Source organism: Burkholderia sp. R-40 (assembly GCF_049942845.1).
Classification (GTDB): domain Bacteria; phylum Pseudomonadota; class Gammaproteobacteria; order Burkholderiales; family Burkholderiaceae; genus Burkholderia; species Burkholderia ambifaria.
The window spans coordinates 329,352-344,381 of the sequence record NZ_CP187968.1; the positions used below are offsets into that span (position 1 = coordinate 329,352).

The following is a 15,030-nucleotide window of genomic DNA, read 5'->3' on the forward strand; positions in this document are numbered from 1 at the left end:
CGAATGCCAACCTGCCGACTTCCACGTCCGCCTGCCGCTTCACAGGAGCACCGCCTGCGCGGCCCCCAGCGTCACGACCACGCTATGACGCCGACCGTCGTCCACGAGCCGTACCGCTGCTTCGCCGGCGGCAAGCCGCACGCCATCCACGACGACGCGGGACACGCCGCCGCAGACGTCGTCCGGATTCTCGACGACGATGTCGTAGTGCGACGCCCCGTGACGCAGCGTTGCCCTGAAGCCCGGCCAGGATCGCGGTATGCACGGTTGAATCGACAGCAGGTCGCCCTGCCTGCGCAGGCCGAGCAGGCCTTCGACGCCCGCGCGATACAGCCAGCCCGCCGAGCCGGTGTACCAGGTCCATCCGCCGCGACCGACATGCGGCGCGACCGAATAGACGTCGGCCGCGACCACGTACGGCTCCACCCGATAGCGATTCGCGCCGCTGCGCGTGCGACTGCGATTGACCGGATTGAGCAGCGCGAACAGCTTCGCCGCGCGATCGCCGTCGCCCATTTGCGCGAACGCGAGCACCGACCACGTGGCCGCATGCGTGTACTGGCCGCCGTTTTCCCGGATGCCCGGCGGGTAGCCCTTGATATAACCGGGATCGACCGACGAACGATCGAACGGCGGCGCGAACAGCAGCGCCAGGCCATCGTCGCGGCGGATCAGCCGCGCGTCCAGCGCGTCCATCGCCTGCGCGGCGCGCGCCGGGTCCGCCGCGCCCGACAGCACGCTCCACGACTGCGCGATCGCGTCGATCGAACATTCGGCGTTGCCGGCCGAGCCGAGCGGCGTACCGTCGTCGAAGTAGCCGCGCCGATACCACTCGCCATCCCATCCCGCATCGGCAAGCGCGTCGCGCAACGCGCCGGCGCGCGTCAGCCAGCGCGCCGCCAGCTCGCCCGAGCCGCGCGCCGTGGCGAGCGGCGCGAACGCCGTGAGCGTCGCATGCAGGAACCACCCGAGCCACACGCTTTCGCCCCGCCCGGCCTCGCCGACCCGGGTCATCCCGTCGTTCCAGTCGCCGGTGCCGATCAGCGGCAGGCCATGCTCGCCGAAATGCGCCAGACTGGACTCCAACCCGAGCGCGCAATGCTCGAACAGCGACGCGCTCGTTTCCGAGATGCGCGGAATGAAGAACGCGTCCTGCTCGTCGGCGGCCAGCGCCCGCCCGTCGATGAACGGGATCGACGCATCGAGAATCGCCCGGTCGCCGCTGACGTCGACGTAGTGCGCAACCGCATGGGCGAGCCAGACGCGGTCGTCGGAGATTCGCGTGCGTACGCCGCTGCCGCTTTCGGGCAGCCACCAGTGCTGCGTGTCGCCCTCGGGAAACTGGCGCGCCGCCGCCCGCAGCAGATGCTCGCGCGTCAGGGCCGGGCGGGCGACCGCGAGCGCCATGCCGTCCTGCAACTGGTCGCGAAAACCGTACGCGCCGCTCGCCTGATAAAAGCCCGCACGCCCCCAGATCCGGCACGACAGCGTCTGGTACAGCAGCCAGCGGTTCAACATCAGATCCATCGCACGATCAGGCGTTTCGACCTGAACGGCGCCGAGCGTCTCGTCCCAGAACGCCGTCACGGCGGCGAATATCGCGTCGAGATCGGCCTGACGGTAATGCACGATCAACTGCCGTGCCGCCGGCGCATCGGCGCCTTCGCCGAGCAGCAAGACGATTTCGACGCTGCCGCCGGGTTCGAGATCGACCGTGGTCTGCAACGCGGCACACGGGTCGAGCCCGGCGCCGACGCGGCCCGACAACGGCGACGCGCCGGTCTTGCCCGGAAAACCGGCGGGATCGCTCAGGACTCCATTGCGGCCGATGAACTCGCGCCGGTCCGCGCTCCACGAGGTTTGCAGGCCGCATAGATCGGCGAACGCCACTCTGCCGCGATACACCTGACTCCAGTCGTTGCGGGCAAACAGCGCGCCGGTGGGCGGATCGATCTCGCTCGCGGTGTGCGGCGCCGAGGCGCTGCGCGGCGCACCCAGCGCCCACTCCGCATAGATTGCGACGGACAGCCGGCGGGGCCGGTCCGACAGGTTGCGCAGACTCAGGCGGGAAATCTTGACAGGATCGGCCAGCGGCACGAACTGCAGCAACTCGACGGCGACATCGGCCGCGGAATGCGCAAACCGGCTGTAGCCCTGGCCATGACTCGCCACGAAAGCGGTCGCGCTCGGCGCGTCGTCGCCGATCGAACCCGCCTGCGGCCCCCAGCGCACGCCAGTCTCGTCGTCGCGGATGTAGAACACTTCGCTCGGCGGATCGGTAACCGGGTCGTTTGACCACGGCGTCAGCGGATGCTCGCGGCTGTTCGTCACCCAGGTATAGCCGCCCCCCTCCGCCGACGTCAGGAAGCCGCACGACGGATTCGCGACGACGTTGACCCACGGCATCGGCGTGCATTGGCCGGGCTGCAGGATCACGACGTATTCGCGGCCGCCGTGCGCGAAACCGCCGATGCCGTTGAAGTATTCGAGACGCTCGCCGGCCTGTGCGCCTTTCGGCGGCGGGATCACGGGGGGCGGCAGCGGCGCGCGCGCGGCATCCGGGCGCGCGGGCAGCGGCGAACCCGCGAGGCGCCGCAACTGGTCCACCAGCCGGCCGTTGCGCGCGGCGAGCACGGCCCGCGCAACGGCCGGAAACAATGCGCGCGCCGCCACCGCCATCAGGTCCTCGCGCAGGACGAAAATACTGCCGCGTCCGGCTTCGCCAGGGGGCTGTCGGGGCCGCACCAGCCCCTCGAGCGCCACCTGCAAATCCTGCACATACGACGCCGCGCGCTCGTTGATAATGACCAGATCGACCTCGAGCCGCTTCATCCGCCAGTACTCGTGCGCGCGAATCAACTGCCGCACCATGGCGATGTGCTCGATGTCGTCGATCCGGACAAGCAGTATCGGCAGATCCCCCGATACGCCATGCGTCCATAACGGCGACGCGCCCATTCCGCCCGCCGCTGATACCGTCGCCGCATGGCGCAGCAGTGCGGCGGAGCCCGGCCGCATCGACGCATCGCTGTAGAGCATGTATCCGGCCAGCTGCTGGAACAACGCGGCCTCGTCGAGGCTCACCGCGCTGTGCCGCAGTTGCACCTGCGCCTGCGTCCACGCGAGCATCGCCGCACGCGCGAACGATTCGCCGTCGCGATGCTTGTCGACCAGATCGAGCAGCTGCGCGCGCGAATCCGCGACGATGGTCCAGTAAACGATGCTCGCCTTCGCGCCCGGCTCGATGCGCAGCCGATGCCGCAACGTGAACACCGCGTCCAGCACCGCGCCTTCGGAAGTACTCAGCGCACGCCGTTCGGTCAGCGCAAGCGGCAGGCGAACGCTGCGTCCGCGTCCGATGACACGCAGGCGATCGGTATCGAATTCTTCCGCGCCGACGATTTCGCCGGCAGTCACCGCCAGATGAGCGGCCCAAACTTCCGCCTCGCTCGGCGCGCGCTTGCGGCGCGTCGCCAGAATTGCGCCGGACGCCGGCATGTACTCGGTCTCGATGAACAGCTTCGAGAATGCGGGATGCGCGTGATCGGCGGTTGCGGGCGCGAGCACGATTTCCGCGTACGACGTGAATTCGATCATGCGCGGCCGGGTGCCCGTATTGGCCACCGACACCCGACGCACCTCTGCGTCGTCCTCGGCTGACACCACCACCTCGACCGACGTCGTCAAGGTGCCGTCGCGACGCACGAACTCGGCGCGATCCTCGGTGAACGTCACCTCGTAGCTGTCCGGTACCACGCCGGTGGGTTGCCACGTGGCCGACCAGACGTCGCCGTTCTCCGCGTCTCGCAGATACAGATAGCTGCCCCAATCGTCGCGCGTCGCGTCCTCCCGCCAGCGCGTAACGGCCAGATCGTCGCGACGGCTGTAGCCGGACCCCGCGGCCGTGAGCATCACCGCATAGCGGCCGTTGGACAGCAGATGCGTGACGGGAGCGGGATCGTTCGCGGACAGCAGGCGCCGCGCGACGCCGGCATCGATCCCATGCATCCTGCCGGCGGGGCGTGCGTCGACCCGCGGCCGCCCTGCCGCGACCCGGCCCGGCACCCGCTCCTGCAACAGCAGCTCGGTGGCGCGAACGGCCGGTTCCGCATGGAAGAAGGTGCGAATGCGCCCGCCCAGCAACGCATTGGCGATCGACACGATCGACATGCCCTGGTGATGCGCCATGAATGCCCGCACGATGGCAACCGGCATGCCTTCCGGCACGCGCGCAGGCGTGTAGTCGAGCGCTTCGTAGAAGCCGAAGCGTCCGCACGCGCCGGCCGCGCGCAACCGCTCGAAGTTGCGCGCGGCGGCGTCCGGCGCGACCATCGCCGCGAGCGCGGTCGCATAGGGCGCGACCACCAGGTTCTTGTCGAGATCGCGCTTGAGCCCCAACTCCGGCACGCCGAAGCTCGAATACTGATAGGTCAGCTCGATGTCGCGCGTGTTGTACGCCGACTCGGACATGCCCCACGGCAGCCGCAGCCCGTCGCCATAGGCGATCTGCCGTCGCACCACCAGGTGATTGGTACGCGCGAGCAGGCTGCTGTCCGGCGCGCGCATCACGAGCGACGGCATCAGGTATTCGAACATCGATCCCGACCACGATATCAGCGCCGCGCCATGCCCGATCGGCGTCGCCAGGCGGCCTAGCCGGAACCAGTGGCGCGCCGGGACATCCCCTTTCGCGATCGCGACGAAACTCGCCAGGCGAGCCTCCGACGCCAGCAGGTCGTAGTTGCCCGGATCGAGCTGCCCGTCGGCCACGGCGTAGCCGATCGAAAGCAGGTTCCGCACCGGGTCGAGCAGAAAGCCGAACTCCATCGCATAGGCCATCTGCAACGCGGAATCGGCCAACACCTGAAGACGCTTGTTCAGCACGTCCGCTTCGTCCGGCGTGCGCGTCGCGTCACTGCAATGCCCTTGCACCACGTGCTCCAGCGCCTGCGCCCAGAACAGCACGTCGTCGACGTCGTCGCCCCGCACCCGGCCGATCTCGTCCATCAGCGCACGCGCGACATCGGCGACCGTCGCGGCGAGGATCGTGATCGCGGGCCATTCCGGTGCAGCGCCCTCCCCGGCCGGCGCGGCGAGCGTCTCCTCCAGCTCGGTCGCGGCCCGCTCGAACTCGCCGTGCAAGGCCGTCCGGGCGTCGCCATCTCGGCACACGGCCTTGCACAACAGCGCCAGCGTATCGCCGATCCCTTCATGCGCGGCCTGTCGTCCCACGCCAGCGGGCTGCTTCGCCCACGCTCGGCAACAATTGCCGAGCGCGATCAGGTGCCCGGCGAGATTGCCGCTGTCGACCGACGACACATACCGCGGCTCGAGAGGCCGCAGGTCGCGCGTGTCGTACCAGTTGTAGAAATGGCCACGATAGCGCGACATCAGCCGCATCGTCGCGAGAGTCGCCTCCAGCCGCGACACCGCGTCCAGCGTGCCAAGCCAGCCGAACTCGCGGGCGCTGACGGCGGACAACAGGTACAGCCCGATATTGGTGGGCGAAGTCCGGTGCGCCTCGACGGGCTTCGGGTCCTCCTGGAAATTGTCCAGCGGCAGCATCTGATCGTCGGCCGTCACGAAAGTCTCGAAATAGCGCCAGGTCCGGCGCGCGTCGCGCCGTAGCTGGCGCGCACCGTGCGGAGCCACCGCCAGCTCGCCCGCCGGCCGCGGCGCGCAACTCAGCCAGTAGGCGATCGCGGGCGCCGCGAGCCAGACCAGCGCGAACGGAGCGGCCAGCCAGCCCGCATGACGATCGAAGCGCCAGCCCACCAGCATGCTGGTGACCGCGGCAAGCAGTGCGAGCGTCACGCCGCCGCGCATTTGCAGATAGGTGAGCGTCAGGGTCCGCCGGTCGCGCGCGCCGGCTTCGGCCGCCGTGGTCCATTCGAGCAGGTGGCGACGGCTGATCCCCACGCGAAACAGCGTGCGCGCGATCGCGTCGCCCATCGACCATGCCTGCTGCGGCAGCATGACGACCGACAGGCCGAACCGCGTCAACGCGAACTGCAGCTCCTCCGACCACGCATGGAGCACGCTGCGCGTGGTCATCTTGACGTGCGTGCGCCGCCAGCGCGGCACCAGCCCGCTCAAGACGGGCAACAGGAACGGCAGCGCGATCGTCACCAGCACGAACGCGCTCCAGGCAAACGACACGGGCAGCGGCAGCATCCATCCGGCCAGCAGCGCGACCAGCATGGCGGGCGCAGTGAGTGTACGGCGCAGGTTGTCCAGCATCTTCCAGCGGCCGACCGCCGTCAGCGGTTCGTGGCCAAAAATCAACCACGGCAGAAGCTGCCAGTCCCCGCGTGCCCATCGGTGCAGGCGTCCCGCCGCGACGTCGTAGCGGGACGGCGACGCCTCGACGACCTCGACATCCGACGCCAGCCCGGCCCGCGCGAAAATACCTTCGAACAGATCGTGACTGAGCACCGTGTTCTCCGGCACGCGGCCGGCGAGCACCGCCTCGAACGCATCGACGTCGTAGATGCCCTTACCCGCATAGGAGCCTTCGTCGAACAGATCCTGATAGACATCCGATACGGCCGATACGTAAGGATCGATGCCGTGCGCGCTCGACGACACACGCTGGAACAGCGACCCCTCGTCGCCGCTCGCGAGGGACGACGTGACACGCGGCTGAAGGACGCCGTAGCCTTCGACAATGCGCCGGCTCGCCGAATCGAATATCGGCCGGTTGAGCGGGTGCGCCATCTTGCCGATCAGGCGGCGCACGGTATCGCGCAGCAGCCGCGTATCGGCATCGAGCGTGATCACGTAGCGCACGTCAGACGGCACGCGCGGCGGCCCGCCTGCATGCGAGATGAACGTCGTGTCCGATGCACCGCGCAACAATCGGTTCAGCTCGTGCAGTTTGCCGCGCTTGCGCTCCCAGCCCATCCAGCATCGTTCGCCGTCGTTCCACACGCGCTTGCGGTGCAGCAGCAGGAAGCGCTCGCCTTCGCCCAGCGCCGCCGGATAACGGCGATTCAAGCGGTCGATACCCGCCGCCGCGGATGCCAGCAGCTCGTCGTCGCTGTCGGCGTGCGGCGTGGGCGCGTCCATCCAGTCGGAGAGCAATGCGAAGTAAAGCGCACCATCGGGGCTCGCCAGGTGATGAATTTCCAGTTGCTCGATCTGCTCGCCGAGCGCCGCTTCCGTCGTCAGCAGCACCGGCACGGCGACCATCGTGCGCAGGCCCGGCGGAATACCGTCGAGCAAGGCGAGCCCGGGCAGGATCTTCGCGCCGACATCGCGCATCACGCTGCGATTGACGAGCGCGACGGCAGCATCGAGCACGGGCAGCAGGCCGGCGAGGCCGAGCCAGATCAGCCAGTGGCCGGGCGGTTCGACGCGCGCGAGCCACACCAACATGCCCGCCAGCAGCAGCGCGACAATCAGCCCGATACGGCCGAGATAACCGCCGAGACCTGCGTGACGTGTCAGGCGCCGCAACCATAGCGCAACGGGCGGCCGATAGCCGATCTCCGCTTCAAGTGCGGCGCGCCCTTCCGCCAGCAGGTAGTAACCGGGGTCCGTCTCGCGACCCGGCGCCGCGCCGGCGGCCGACGCGCGGTTCGCGCCCTGCGCCGCCGCAGCGGCGACGACGCGGCGCGCGATCTCCCGCTCGCTGACGGGCGCGCCGCGCGCAAGCGTTTCAACCGCATCGCGATACAGGTTGCGCGTGGGGAAATCCATTTCCGCGAAGCCCGGGTGGCTGCGCAGCACCTGATCGACGAGGCTGATGCGCTCGAACAGATCGGTCCAGTCCACCTCCGAAATCAGCCGCATGCTGGTGATCACGTTGCGTACCGTCAGGCTGGCTGCGCCCTGCTGGTGGTTGACGGACGCGACGATCTGATCCGGCGTCGCGCCGCGCGCCGCGAGGTGCCGATGTAGCCATGCCAATACCGGTGCCATGGCCGGATCGTGATCGTGCAGCCGCTGAATCAACTGTACGGCGAATGCATCGTGCAATACGGCCTGCTCATAACGGGCGACGAGCGGCTCCGTCTCCTCCCGTGCCTGCCCGCGTTCGCCGAGCAGGCGATCCGCGAGCGCGTCGGCGTCGAGCCGCGCGCGCCGGTCGTCGATGATCTGATCCGCGAGCCGCCGCAGGTTTTCGATCAGCACGATCCGCAACGTGATCGCCACCGCCCACAGTTCGCCGATCGTCAGCGGTTCCACGGCCTGATACGCAAGCATGAAACGGCATAGCGCGTCGGGATCGAAACGGCTGTCGGTATGGGCGACGAATGACCAGTTGATCCCGAACACGCGCGGATATCCCGCAAACGGGCCGTTGCCGAGCTTGGGCAGTTGCCGGTAATAGCGCGGGGAAAGATCGTCACGGATCTGCCGCACCTGCTCCCCGACGAGATAGTAGTTGTCGAGCAGCCACTCTGCCGCGGGGGTGATTTCCTCGCCGCGGGCGTCCGCCGCTACCGTGTTCCGGTACGCCTTCAGCAGATGATCGGCGTTGTCCTTCAGCCGTGTGGCGAGCGACGGGCCAGAGGCCCCGGCGGGCAGCACCTTCTGCCCGCGAGCCAGGCTGCCCGCAAGCTGCGCCAGCCGCTCCTCGCCGAAGAACTCCTCGCGAATCGGGCGTGCATTGCTCCATGGCGATGTCCGGCGTCGCGAAACACGCGCAACGTGAATCTTCAACGCACCTTCTCCCGAATGACCACTCCATCCGCCCAGGCTTCACGTCCAAAGCGTCTCACCGTCAAGCCGCTTCCGACAGCGATTTCACGGTGGGTTCGGAACGCACCGCGACGTGCTGCGCTGATTGGTCGGCGTTCGCACACGCCATCGACACGAATGCATCGCGAGTCGTGTGCAGCGCGCTCGCCTTCAGGTCGATGTCACGCACAATGCATTTCGGTAGGCACAGCTCGATCCTCACGGAACTCGAGGTCATCCCGGTCAGGTCGATATCGAAGAACCGCCAGATTCCGTTACCCACGTCGACATCCGACGCCTGCAATATCGACATATCCGTGGTCGGCGGCGGTACAAGACGCGCGGAGCGGTCGTAGCAGGCCATGACCTGTTGCGCCGCAGCCACCAGCAACTCGTCATACGAGTCACCCGCCACATCGATTTCCGGAAAATCCGGAAGCGCGCCGCGATAGCGGGGATTCCCGTGCCGCGTGATATAGACCGGATATTTCATGACTCGCTCCTGACGGAAAATGCAACGAAAGTCATCATGCATTGCGGGGCTCGACGAATCTGTACGCTGAAGAACAGTCTGCGCGGCATGCTCAATCGCGCTTGAAGCGCAGGGAGCCTGTATTCCCCATCGGTCATGTACGGCAGCGTACCGACTGCCGAAGCCTGCAGACGCATGGTGGTACTTCACGCGCAGATTGGCGATGGATCGTAGACTTCATGACGAGGGGTACGTCGTGACGAACGTAGGCCGTTGCGCCCCCTATCGCCTGCGCGGTTTGATTCGATTCAAGCAGTACAAGCCTGAACCGTGACGCAACGCGATTTCCTGACGGAGCCGTTTGATGAACGATCACCCGAAGCGAGAAAAAAATTTCCAGGACAACCAACAAGAACAGGCGGAGGCGCGTGCGACCGACGACGGCATGCCGGTCGTGGGTCCGCAGCGAAAAAACCGGCATCCCCTTTCGTGGAAAGCCGTTACGCGCAGACGATATATTTCCGATGCAAGGAAACGTCTCGGCATGAGTTTTCTATTGACCCGGTAACGTACCCCGTAGTCCACCTCCTCGCGCTCAAGCAGAACGAGGAGCCGCCCCAGCAAGGCGGATTGCGAAGCCGGCCAAACGCCGGCTTTTTACTTTGGCACGTCGCCCGTCAGGATAAACGGCGCGCGTGATGCCGCCCTATCAGCTGGCGGGCCGACAGCATGGACGATACCGTGCGCAGCGCTTGCCGGTCTTGCGCATTGCTCGCGACGAGTCGCGGCTCCGTCGCCGCGTCCCGGTACGTCATCGTACAGATTCGCATCGCGATCGGGCGCATCTTTCGAATGAGCGCCCAAATCTCCGGTGCCCGGGCGCAAGGACAATCGCGCGGACAGTTATCGTGCTTCGTGGCGCTTGCCGCAGGTCGGCATCATCGAATGGAGCGCCACCATGAACCCCGTCACGCTATTTCTGTCCGCCGTCGTAATACTTGCGGCGTTTGCCGTCGGTGCCCTGGTCAATCCGTATCTCGCATTACCCATCTTCATCGTCGCCATCCTGATCGCACTCTCCGTGAAAGTGGCGAACGTGTGGGAAAAGTTCGTGATCCTGCGCGTCGGGAAACTGCAGAGCGTCAAGGGCGCCGGATTCTTTTTGATTGTTCCGATACTGGACAACGTCGTCGCAGTGATCGATGAGCGCATTCAAACGACGGCATTCAATGCTCAAGAGGCGCTTACCAGGGATACCGTGCCGGTCAACGTCGACGCCATCATTTTCTGGCACGTACACGACGCCCAAAAAGCGGCACTGGCCATCACTGACTACCGGCAGGCCATCGATCGTGTCGCGCAAACCTCGCTGCGGGAGATGATTGGTTCATCGATGCTGGCCACGCTGCTCTCCGATCGAAAGGCGGCCGATGAACACCTGGCAGAGGAAATCGGCAGAAAAACCGCGGATTGGGGTATCACGGTGAGGTCCGTGGAAACGCGAGACGTCGCAATCCCCGTCGCGCTGCAGGATTCGATGTCGCGGCAGGCACAAGCCGAACGCGAGAAGCAGGCGCGTGTGATACTCGGTTCCGCGGAGGCAGAAGTGGCGGCGAAATTCGTCGAGGCATCGAAAGTCTATGAGAATCATCCGTCCGCACTTCAATTGCGAGCGATGAACATCATCTATGAAACGACGAAGGAGCGCGGTGCCACGATTCTGATTCCGAGTTCGATGGTGGACAGCCTGAACCCCGTTCTGGCATTGGCAATTGCCGGGCACGGCGTGACCGATTCGGCTTCGGTGCCGACGCTCAAGACAGCGGCATAGAGGTGCGACAGCATGTCGATGACGGCAGTAATTGCAGACCGCAGTTCCTCGAACGAGTCGATGCATTCGGCGGTCTGCTTTCGGATAAACGTCTAATCAGGATCTGTGCGGATTCTGGAGTGACAGAATTATTTCGCTTTACGGGAAATCCATTCGTGGAACTCGGTCGGATGGCGACGCAATGCTGCCACTCAATGCATCGCCTGAACGTCAGTGCGCGAAATAATGCATGCCCCCATCCACCGGAATGACTGCCCCCGTGATATATCGCGCAAGCGGTGGAGCAGGAGTGCGACCAGATGCCCGATATCCTGGGGCTCACCGAAATAGCCCGCGGGAATGTTGTTCGCGACGAACGCCTGGCGTGCGTCCTCGCTCGGATGCAGTTTCGTCAGCGTCTGCTCGCTGTTGATGCGGCCCGGCGGAATCGTGTTGACGGTCACGCCGTCGGCGGCGACGTCGCAGGAGAGCCCTCTCGTCCACAGATGAAGGGCGGCCTTCGCCGCACTGGCCGCGTTGAGCGTGCGCGGCTCCATCAACCCGCTGATGTTGATGACGCGGCCCCAGCAGCGCGCGCGCATTCTCGGGAGTACTGCTTCGGCGAGCCGGCGCGCAACAGAGAAATTCAGCGCGAATGCCTCTTCCCATGTCGTTTCCGGCGCGATCACCGGCACCTGCCGCGAGCCGCCGGCATTGCTGACGAGGATGTCAATGCTTGGAGTGTCGAACGCGAATGCCATCGTTTCGCAAAATCGGGGGCGGGGACAGATTTTGAATTCGGGCAGCCCGTTTAGCATCACGATTCGTCGATGTCCAAGGTTCAATAGAAGCGAAGCCGACTTGAAGAAGACGGCTTCGTTGTCGATATCGACGAATGCATAGTCCTCACACGTGTGCGTGCGACCGTGAACAACGAAAGGGATGCCCAGCGATTTGAGTAGCGGAACCCGCGGGACATCAACCCGCGCGCGGGTGATGATGATCCCGTCAATTGAACGCGCTGCGGCAAGACGGCGAATGACTGCCTCCTCGCCTTCTTCGTCAAATGGAGCAAACACCAAAGCCAACGCCGCTACCCATACTTCGCGCGGAAATTGTGTGGGACGCGAGGGGAAGCCGCACGCATGCCGTTACCCACAAATCGCGTTGAAATCAGCGACCTGCGACGCGTTCACAGAAGCCGCCGGAATGTCCGGGAACCCTTGACTGGCGGAAGGCAGCCGACTCCACCAACCGCTCGCATAGGTCCGCCAGGTAAGACTCTCTCAGTCACGGATGGCTTCCTACCCACGATCCTACCCATAAATGCTCCATCGGCAATCAAATACCGACCTGTTGATTTCCACCGAGTCTTAACCCACCGATTTCATCTAAATCTGACCCACCCCGAGACAGCGTAGTACATCTATTCCGGTGTGGATAACTCTTCGTTACCCGCTGGTTTTGCCGCTCTTTTTCTTGTTGTCTTTGCCTTGGCAGAACTGGTCCTGAAGCGCCACGATTCATTGCCCGTTTCGACGATGTGGCAGTGATGGGTGACGCGGTCCAGCAGCGCTGTCGTCATCTTTGCATCCCCGAACACGCTCGCCCACTCGCCGAAGCTGAGATTGGTCGTGATCGCGACGCTCGTGTGCTCGTATAGCTTTGAGAGCAGATGGAACAGTAATGCACCGCCGGTCTGGCTGAACGGCAGATAGCCCAGTTCGTCGAGGATCACCAGATCGACGTACATCAGCTTGTGGGCAATCTGGCCTTGTTTGCCGATGGACTTCTCCTGCTCCAGGGCGTTGGTCAGCTCGACGGTCGAGAAGTAGCGCACACGCTTGCCGTGGCGCTGTACGGCTTCGATTCCGATCGCTGAGGCGAGGTGCGTCTTGCCAGTGCCCGGACCACCGATGAACACGACGTTGTGCGCGCTTGCGAGGAACGACAGCTCGCTCAGTTCGCGCACCAGCGCTTCGTCGACGTGTGCCTGCGCGAAGTCGAAGCCCTTCAGGTCGCGGTGTGCCGGGAAGCGCGCAGCGGTCATTTGATAGGCGATCGAGCGCACCTGCCGTTCGGCGGTTTCAGCCATCAGCAGCTGCTTCATGAAGCGCTCCGGCTCGAAGTCAGTGTGACGCGACTGCGCGAGCAGCTCCGGCCACGTGCTCGCCATGCCGTGCAGTTTAAGACCCTTGAACTGGGCCGCGATATCGTTAGACATGACGATCCTCCGGTGGGTTGGCGCGCAGCGTCTCGTAACGGCTCACGTCGGCCGCGGGCTCTTCCTTGAGCTGGAGTTTCGTCGTGGCGAGGCTGCCATTCGTGACGGGCGCCTTCAGCCGGCTCAGCACGTTCAGGACGTGCTCTGCGCTGGGGCGTCCTGAATCCAGCGCAGCCTGTACGGCGAGCAGCACCGCATCGAGCCCGTGTTCGCGCACCGCAGCGAGCACCTGCGTCATGACGCGATCGCCGCCCGGGTGTTTCAGCAGATGCCGCTGCAGCAGTTGCAGCGGCTGCGGCATCGTGATGAACGGTGCGCCGTTGCGCAGTGCGCCGGGTTTGCGCTCGACCAGCGTGACGTAGTGGCGCCAATCGTAGAAGGTCATGTGCCGCTCGAAGCTGCGTTCGTGGCGTGCGATCTCCTGGGCGTTGGCGACGACGCTGAGATATGCCGGATAGCAGCGCACGCTCACCAACTGGTTCGTGTACTCGGTGGGCACGCTGTAGCGGTTGCGTTGGAAGTGAATCAGGCTGGTCGACGAGACTCGCAGGGTCTGCTCGATGTAGCCGTCGAACGGCCGTGGATTGGGCATCAGCCGGGTACGCTCGTCCTGCAGCACATCCTCGACTGTCAGCTCAGGCCACTGCGGGTGCCGCATGTGCCACGCCTCACGACACTGACCAGCGACCCATTCGTTTAGGATCTCCAGCGTTTCCCAGCGCCGTAGCGCTGCTTCGTGCCAGATCTGACGTCGCCGGTCCTGAACGTTCTTCTCGACGATGCCTTTCTCCCAACCTGCCGCCCGATTGCAGAACTCTGGCTCGAACAGGTAGTGACTGCACATTGCTTCGAAGCGCGCGTTGACCGCACGCTCCTTGCCGCGGCCAACCTTGTCCACAGCGGTCTTCATGTTGTCGTAGATGCCGCGCCGGGGCACGCCGCCGAACGCGGCGAATGCGCGGGCGTGTGCGTCGAACAGCATCTCGTGACTCTGGGTGGGATAGGCGACGAGCCAGAACGCGCGGCTAGAGTTAAGTTTGACGTGGGCGAACCTCCAGGCGTCGCCGTAGCCCGCCAACAAACGCGTATTCGCAGCTCCAGTCAAACTGGAAGGCTTCGCCGGGTTCGAAGGCGAGCGGCACGAAGGCCTTCCTGCGAGGCGCCTCAGCCTGCTCCTCGTGCCAACGCCTCACGAACGCGCTCACGCGGCCGTAGCTGCCGGCGTAACCCTCGGCGCGGATCGCCTCGAACATGAACCGGGCGGTGCGCCGGTCACGCTTCGGGCGATGACTGTCGGCACGCAGCCAACCTGTCAGCTGTGCGGCCCAGTCGTCGATGACGCTCGGGCTGACGCGCTTCGGATACTTCGGCTCGACGGCATCAGTCTGCCGCAGCCAGCGGCGCACCGTGTTTCGGGACAGGCCCGTACGCCGCGCAATCTCGCGCAGCGGGACCTTCTCGCGGAAATACATCCGCCTGATCTTGGCCAATATGCCCACCGTGATCACCTTTGTATCCCCTGCTCAAAGATTGAGCAGGGCATTCAATCACGTGGGTCAAAATTCGATGAAAATTTGCAGCTCTAGTGGGTCAGTTCTGTGCGGACATCAACAGCCGAAGCCGCAATCGCCGCGCGCACCGATAATTTGTTTGCTTATCCGCCCGACGCACCACAGGTACACATTCGGCTGAGTTCGATCCATGCTGTGAAGGGCGAGACGCACACGGCGACGCTCGTCCTCGACAGTTTCTACCACGCGCATCATCTAAGCGAACTCAAGCCATGGTTGCTAGGCACGAAGTCGGGCGGCTTTTCGACAAATGCCAGGGGCCGGCAGG

Annotated in this window: 6 protein-coding genes and 1 pseudogene; 2 read left to right on the top strand and 5 right to left on the bottom strand. The window is 65.1% G+C overall.

The genetic code is table 11. From position 1 onward, the window contains the following. Positions 1-39: 39 nt before the first annotated feature. The gene (locus ACP26O_RS17810; protein ID WP_426356360.1) at positions 40-8,667 is read right to left on the bottom strand and encodes a GH36-type glycosyl hydrolase domain-containing protein; all 8,628 of its coding nucleotides are present in this window, start codon (positions 8,665-8,667) and stop codon (positions 40-42) included. Between the two features lie 61 nt (positions 8,668-8,728). Continuing rightward, positions 8,729-9,178 carry a type II toxin-antitoxin system HicB family antitoxin gene (locus tag ACP26O_RS17815; protein WP_175663595.1) on the bottom strand — a complete coding sequence of 150 codons (450 nt, stop codon included), beginning with the start codon at positions 9,176-9,178 and terminating at the stop codon, positions 8,729-8,731. A 343-nt stretch (positions 9,179-9,521) separates the two neighbouring features. Here ACP26O_RS17815 and ACP26O_RS17820 point away from each other — a divergent pair, with 343 nt between their 5' ends. Both ACP26O_RS17820 and ACP26O_RS17825 read left to right on the top strand, forming a co-directional pair. Continuing rightward, positions 9,522-9,725, top strand: a complete 204-nt coding sequence (locus ACP26O_RS17820) for a hypothetical protein (protein ID WP_175663594.1) — start codon at positions 9,522-9,524, stop codon at positions 9,723-9,725. 390 nt (positions 9,726-10,115) lie between these two features. Beyond that, positions 10,116-10,988: a slipin family protein gene (locus tag ACP26O_RS17825; RefSeq protein WP_175663593.1), complete on the top strand. Its 873-nt coding sequence runs from the start codon at positions 10,116-10,118 to the stop codon at positions 10,986-10,988. A gap of 191 nt (positions 10,989-11,179) precedes the next feature. Here ACP26O_RS17825 and ACP26O_RS17830 read toward each other — a convergent pair whose 3' ends face one another. The 3 genes and pseudogenes from ACP26O_RS17830 to istA all read right to left on the bottom strand — a co-directional run bounded on the left by ACP26O_RS17830 (position 11,180) and on the right by istA (position 14,663). Further along, positions 11,180-12,046 carry an SDR family oxidoreductase gene (locus ACP26O_RS17830; protein WP_228910071.1) on the bottom strand — a complete coding sequence of 289 codons (867 nt, stop codon included), beginning with the start codon at positions 12,044-12,046 and terminating at the stop codon, positions 11,180-11,182. Positions 12,047-12,393: 347 nt separating this feature from the next. After that, positions 12,394-13,191: an IS21-like element helper ATPase IstB gene (gene istB, locus ACP26O_RS17835; protein WP_028201690.1), complete on the bottom strand. Its 798-nt coding sequence runs from the start codon at positions 13,189-13,191 to the stop codon at positions 12,394-12,396. Continuing rightward, a pseudogene (gene istA, locus ACP26O_RS17840) lies at positions 13,184-14,663 on the bottom strand (IS21 family transposase). The gene istB and the pseudogene istA overlap by 8 nt, the downstream one beginning before the upstream one ends. Positions 14,664-15,030: the final 367 nt, after the last annotated feature.